Origin of the sequence: Streptomyces sp. NPDC058375 (genome assembly GCF_042723425.1) — a bacterium.
In the GTDB taxonomy this organism is placed as follows: Bacteria; Actinomycetota; Actinomycetes; order Streptomycetales; family Streptomycetaceae; genus Streptomyces; species Streptomyces durocortorensis.
Genome location: NZ_JBHXJG010000352.1, coordinates 1 through 5,703, shown reverse-complemented (window position 1 = coordinate 5,703; position 5,703 = coordinate 1). Strand labels below are relative to the sequence as shown.

Below are 5,703 nucleotides of genomic sequence, written 5' to 3'. Positions count from 1 at the left end.
GCCCGGGAACCGTCCGCTGGCGCGGAGCTCCCAGCGCCGCTCCGCGTACGCCAGGTCGTCCCGCCACAACCGGCCGGCCGAGGCACGCATCAGGGGGCGCAGCAGCGGCGCGGCGGCCCGGGCCACGGCGAATCCGCCCCGGTCCGACGCCGCGACCAGCGCTTCCGTCACGACGGTGCGGGGCCGCCCTTGCGCGTCCGGAGCGAGGGGCGTGGCGTGGGTCTCCACAACGGACCCCGCGCCCTCGCCCTCGACGATGTGCATGACGACCGTACGGGGCTCGGGCGCCGTGAACCGGGCCCGGACCGGCACCACCAGCCGCCCGGCCACCTTGAACGACACGTCGACGGTGAACCCGTCGTCGTCCACCGGGCGGTCGGCGGGCGTTCCGGTGACCGTCAGGTCCACGAAGGAGTACGGGTGGAACCATGCTCCGTGCCACGGGTCGAGGCGGTTGGCCACCACGTCCTCCGGCTCGCAGCGGCCGACGCCCGAGTAAACCGTCTCCACAGCCTCCCGGACCCCTGGCCGGGCCGGCACGTACGGCCGTTCCGAAGGGGGCTCCTGGCCCAGGCGGTCGAGCCGCACCCACAGGAGGACCCCGTCGTCGAAGGCCGGGTAGGGCTCCCACCCGGCGAACGGCCTGCCGTCCAGGGCCAGTCCGTGCCAGTGGCAGACCAGCGTGCCGCAGCGGACCGGGCTGTCGCGCAGCGGCGCCCCCAGATGCGGGCACGCCCCGGGGCCCGCGCGGAGCTTGCCCTCGCCGTCGCGCCAGGCCACCACTTCGGTGGAGCCGACCGTGACCCCGAGTGTCCGGCCGGGAGGAAGACCGCGCGAGGCGCCGATGACGTACCAGTTGCCGGAAGGCCGGCTCTGCGCACGCTTCAGTGCCTCCGCGATCAGCGCCGGTTTCGCGTCCCGCCACGTCGGCGCCTGCCGCTCCCACGGCACGGGTGCGGACCGCAGCCGTAGCGGTACGCGCCTGGGACGCCCTGTCTCCGGGCTCATACCGTCTCCTTCAGCACCGCGCTCGCGGCCTCGTCCACCGGTGGACGGGAGGCTGTGAGGAAGCGCGCACCCGCGACCGGCCTCTCCCGGCGTCGCCCCACGGTGCGCACGGCGACCGCCCGGACCAGTCCGTCCACCGCCACGGCGGCCCGTCGTCGCCGCGGGACGACCGCCCGGCGGTGCAGGACCGCGTACCCGTCGGCCTCGATCGCGTCGAGGATGCCGCTGTAGAGCACGAACGCCGTACGGATGCAGGGCCGCGAGACCGGGGCGAGCATCGCGATGCCGGGCAGGGCGGCCCGGTAGACGGCCCGGTTGTGGGCTGCGGCGGCCCGCAGGACATCGGTGATCCGGCCGTCCCGCGTCCCCGTACTCCGGCTCCACTCGAAGCGTTCGCGGTCCACCCCGTACGCCGCCAGCAGCTCGGCCGGCAGGTAGAGCCGTCCCCGGTCCAGATCCTCGCCCACGTCGCGCAGGAAGTTGGTCAGCTGGAAGGCGACACCGAGCGCGGCCGCGTGCACCGCCGCCTCCTCGCTCGGCCCAACCGTCCCGAGCACCGGCAGCATCTGAAGACCGATCACCGCTGCCGAGCCGTGCATGTACCGGCCGAGCTCCTCGTACGAGGCGTACCCGCCGACCGTCAGATCGCTGCGCATGGAGGACAGGAAGTCGGTGAAGTGCTGATGACCGATGCCGTACCGCCCCGCCGTGTCGGCGAGCGCGCGGATCACCGGCTCGGTTGCCCGCCCGTGCCGCAGCCCCGCGGCCAGCTGGGCCTCCAGCGCGACCAGGGCTCGGGCGCGCTCCCCGGGGGGGGCCGTGCTGTCGAGATCGTCGACGATGTCGTCGGCCCAGCGGGCGAAGCCGTACAGGGCGTGGACAGCGGGCCGACGGTCGACGGGAAGGAGCCGTGTGGCGAGGAAGTACGTCTTGCCGTGCCGGGCGTTGAGACCGCGGCAGCGGGTGTACGCGGCTCGGAGGGCGGGGTCGCGGATGCCCGCGGCATCCAGTTCACGGGCGGTCATGCGGCAGTACCTCTCGGGCGGGTCGCGGAACGGAGGGCGGGCCGGTGATCCTCTGCGCCGCCAGTTTCCCGGAGATCAGGACGGTCGGCACGCCGACGCCGGGCGTGGTGCCGCAGCCGGCAAGGACGGCGTTGACCGTGCCCCGCACCAGGTTGCCCGGCCGGAACGGGCCGGTCTGGGGGAAGGTATGGGCCACGGAGAACGGGGTGCCCGCCGCATGGCCCCGGGCGGTCCAGTCGACCGGAGTGACCAGCCCCTCCTCCTCGATCGCCGCGCCGAGACCGGGCATCTCGCGGCGCTCCAGCTCGGCCAGCAGTTCGTCCCGGTAGCGGGGCCCCAGCTCGCGCCACTCCCGTACACCAGGCCCGATCTCGGTGTTCGGGCAGGGAGCCAGCACGTAGTGAAGGTGCTTGCCCGGCGGCGCGAGGGAGGGATCGCTCGCGGTGGGACGGGTGATGAGGAGCGAGGGATCCGACATCAGCTCCCCGGAGCGGGTCAGTTCGTGGAACGTGCTCTTCCAGGCCGCGCCGAACGAGATGGTGTGGTGCGCCAGATCCGGCCAGGTGCGGTCCGTGCCCGCGTGCAGGATCACCGCGGACGGCGAGTGCCGCAAAGGAAGCGGCCGGTGCGGGCTGCGGCCGAGCAGCCGGTAGCTGACGGGCAGATCGGGCGTCAGGACCACCGCGTCGCAAGCGATGCGCTCCTGGTCGGTGACGACCGCAGTGACCCGGTCACCCGATCGCTCCAGCCGGGTCACGCTCTGCCCGTAACGGAAGGACGCTCCTGCGTCGGCGGCCGCGTCCGCCATCGCACGGGGGAGCGCGTGCATGCCACCCCGAGGGAAGTACACCCCAGCCACCGTGTCCATGTAGGCGATGACCGCGTAAGCGGCCAGCGCCCGCGCCGGAGGCACACCCGCGTACAGCGCCTGGAAGGAGAAGACCCTGCGCAGCCGTTCGTCCGAGACGAAGCGCCCGATCCGCGCATCGAGCCGTCCGAAACCGCCCAGAGCGGCGAGCCGGGCGAGGTCCGGGTGGACGAGCTGGAACGGCGAGTCGAAGTTGGCGTCGATGAAACGACGCATCTGCACCCGGTACAGGCGCTCCAGCCAGATCCGCAGGCGCCGGTAGCCGACCGCCTGCCGGGCACCCGCGAACTGCTCGACAGCGGCCTCCATCGCCGCACCGTCGGTGTGGACGTCTAGCTGGGATCCATCGGCGAACCGGGCCCGGTAGGCAGGATCCAGCCGGATCAGCTCCAGCCGGTCGGCCATCGGCTCCCCGACCGCGGCGAAGGCCTCCTCCACCAGATCGGGCATCGTCAGGACGGTCGGCCCAGTGTCGATCCGGAAGCCACCCGCCTCCAGCAGGCCCGCCCGGCCGCCGGGTCCGCCTTCCCGCTCAACGACCGTGACGCTGCGGCCGGCGCCGAGCAGGTGGAGCGCAGCGGCCAGACCTGCCAGACCCGCACCGACCACCACCACATGGTCGACGGGCCCCTTGACCGTAATCACCTGGGGCTACCCCCTTCGGCCGCAGTCAGGAGCCGGGCGGCGGCTGCCGCCCCGTCCGTTTCGCCGGTGTGGAGCGCGGAGTGGCCGGACCGGTCTCCGGAGACCGTGCGCAGCAGACCGAGCAGCTGACGGCCGCCGTGCGCGTCCACGTCGACGGCCTGTCCCAGACGGTGAACGGCGTGGTCGTGAAGCCGCTGCGCCTCCCGCTCCACATGGGCGCGCGCGCCCGTCACCTCAAAGACGCCGAGCACGTCAGCGAGATCGTCCTCGGTCAGCTCGGCGTTGCCCGTGACGCGGCTGAGGACGGCCAGCGCTTCTTCGTCGCCCGCAGCTTCAGCCCACGTCCGAGCGACAGCCAGCAGGTAGGTCGGCTTCCCCTCCCGGATGTCGTCGCCGGACGGCTTCCCGGTCACTCGCGGATCGCCGAAGACCCCGAGCAGATCGTCCCGCAGCTGGAAGGCGAGACCGGCGCACCGGCCGGCGGCACTCAGGGCTTCGGTGGTCCGCTCATCGCCTCCCGCGAGGGCGGCGCCGAGCGCCAGAGGCCGCTCGACGGAGTACGAGGCGCTCTTGAGAGAGGCGGTCCGCAAGGCTTGCGCCACTGAGGACCCACCGCTGACCTGGCCGTGCAGATCCAGATACTGCCCGGCGACCATCTCGGTCCGCATGGCCCGCCAGAGGGTGCCGATTCTTCGACGCTGGGCGGCGGACAGCACGGTCTCCGCCACTGTGTCATCGGCCCAGACCAGTGCAAGATCCCCTGCCAGCACGGCCGCAGAGGAACCGAACGCGGAACCCCGCGCGGAATGCGGCGAGAGCCCCGCACGCTCTGCCAGACCGATGTGTACGGCAGGCTGCCCCCGGCGAAGTCGCGAGCGGTCCATCACATCGTCGTGGATCAGTGCGCAGGTCTGGATCAGCTCCAGCGCCACCCCGAGCCGCAGAGCGGCCGCGGTCTCCGCCGCACCGCAGGCGCGCATCGCCCACCACAGAAGGCGGGGGCGCAAGCGCTTGCCGCCGTCGAGCGTGAAGTCGGCGACCCGCCGCGCCAACTCCTCGGAGAACAAGACGTCGTGCTCACAAGCCTCGGCGACCCGTTCACGGAGCACTGCCCGTGCGGTACGCAGGACAGCATCGACCACATCCGCGTCGACGACCTCCACGTCCTCGGACGCCGGGGCATGCTGGCGGTGCCCGTTCGACTTGCCGGCCGGTTGCGAAGGCTCGCCGAACGAGTGCTCCGTGGGCTGGGAACGGCCCATCTCACGCCTTTCCGAGATCAGTGGTGATGACGAACGACTCGATACCCCGCTGCGCGTACCCCGTTCGGATGCGTTCGTGCACTGCCGACCAGGAGTTCGTGCGGCGCGGAAGCAGGCACTGATCAGAGACGATCACGCCAGCCGCCCACTCCCGAAGGAGAAACACCCCCGGACACGACAGGACGGCGGCCACCACGCCCGTATGGCCCACGTGGACGGGTGCCCGCCCGGCCCCACACCCGATGAGGGCTCTGCCCACCGGGTGGGGCTGTGTCCCATATCGGCACAGGGTGCATTCGCGGGCCGGGTGGCGGAACCTGGAACGTGTACGAGGCACCTGCGACCCATGACGGCGGAGGCCGCAGGCGATGCCAAGGTCCTGGACGTGAGGGCGCGCAACGGATGGAGCATGCTGTGCCGAACAAGGACAATCTAGGCAAGGGCGACAAGGTCTCATGGAAGAGTCACGGCCACACCGTCACAGGAAAGATCAAGAAGAAGATCGCCAGTCGCACCAAGGCGGCCGGGCGCACCGTAGTGGCCTCCAAGGAAAACCCCCAGTACGAGGTGGAGAGCGATAAGTCCGGCCGCGACGCCGTGCACAAGCCGAGCGCTCTACGCAAGAAGGGCAGAAACCGCGCCGACGGTGCCGGATAGGGTCGGGCCAGCCGGGTGATCTCTGCACCCGGTCCGGCCCGCGTCGCGGACGCCCCGCCCACGAGGGAGGGCTGCGTGGGGCCGCGTGGGCGACGCCGGATCCGGCCGACCGTCTCCTCGGGGCTGTGATGGGCCAGTGATCTTTAGAAGTCATCTCATTTGGCGAGCCTGCGGTAGCAGATGAGGGTGCAGGCAATGCTGGTGAAGGCGAGGAAGTGGTCGGCCTTGCGTTCGTAGC

Annotated in this window: 5 protein-coding genes; 1 reads left to right on the top strand and 4 read right to left on the bottom strand. The window is 71.9% G+C overall.

Annotated features, from left to right (window positions below; genetic code table 11):
- From ACFWM7_RS32990 to ACFWM7_RS32975, 4 genes are all read right to left on the bottom strand, one after another.
- Positions 1 to 1,008 (bottom strand): DUF5914 domain-containing protein (locus ACFWM7_RS32990; protein WP_383267843.1); only part of this gene is annotated, 1,008 nt, incomplete at its 3' end.
- Positions 1,005 to 2,033, bottom strand: a complete 1,029-nt coding sequence (locus ACFWM7_RS32985) for a phytoene/squalene synthase family protein (RefSeq protein ID WP_383267840.1) — start codon at positions 2,031 to 2,033, stop codon at positions 1,005 to 1,007. The genes ACFWM7_RS32990 and ACFWM7_RS32985, both read right to left, overlap by 4 nt.
- Positions 2,020 to 3,546 carry a phytoene desaturase gene (locus ACFWM7_RS32980; RefSeq protein ID WP_383267837.1) on the bottom strand — a complete coding sequence of 509 codons (1,527 nt, stop codon included), beginning with the start codon at positions 3,544 to 3,546 and terminating at the stop codon, positions 2,020 to 2,022. The genes ACFWM7_RS32985 and ACFWM7_RS32980 overlap by 14 nt, the downstream gene beginning before the upstream one ends.
- Positions 3,543 to 4,808 carry a polyprenyl synthetase family protein gene (locus ACFWM7_RS32975; protein WP_383267835.1) on the bottom strand — a complete coding sequence of 422 codons (1,266 nt, stop codon included), beginning with the start codon at positions 4,806 to 4,808 and terminating at the stop codon, positions 3,543 to 3,545. Before ACFWM7_RS32975 ends, ACFWM7_RS32980 begins: the two co-directional genes overlap by 4 nt.
- Before the next feature lie 414 nt (positions 4,809 to 5,222).
- On the opposite strand from ACFWM7_RS32975, the gene ACFWM7_RS32970 reads away from it, so the two are divergent.
- Positions 5,223 to 5,465 (top strand): DUF2945 domain-containing protein, encoded by a 243-nt coding sequence (locus ACFWM7_RS32970; protein ID WP_383267832.1) that lies wholly within the window; start codon positions 5,223 to 5,225, stop codon positions 5,463 to 5,465.
- Positions 5,466 to 5,703 lie beyond the last annotated feature (238 nt).

Excerpts from the sequence above, each read along its gene's own strand:
- ACFWM7_RS32975 (WP_383267835.1), bottom strand. The coding sequence starts at position 4,808 with ATGGGCCGTTCCCAGCCCACGGAGCACTCGTTCGGCGAGCCTTCGCAA.
- ACFWM7_RS32985 (WP_383267840.1), bottom strand. The coding sequence starts at position 2,033 with ATGACCGCCCGTGAACTGGATGCCGCGGGCATCCGCGACCCCGCCCTC.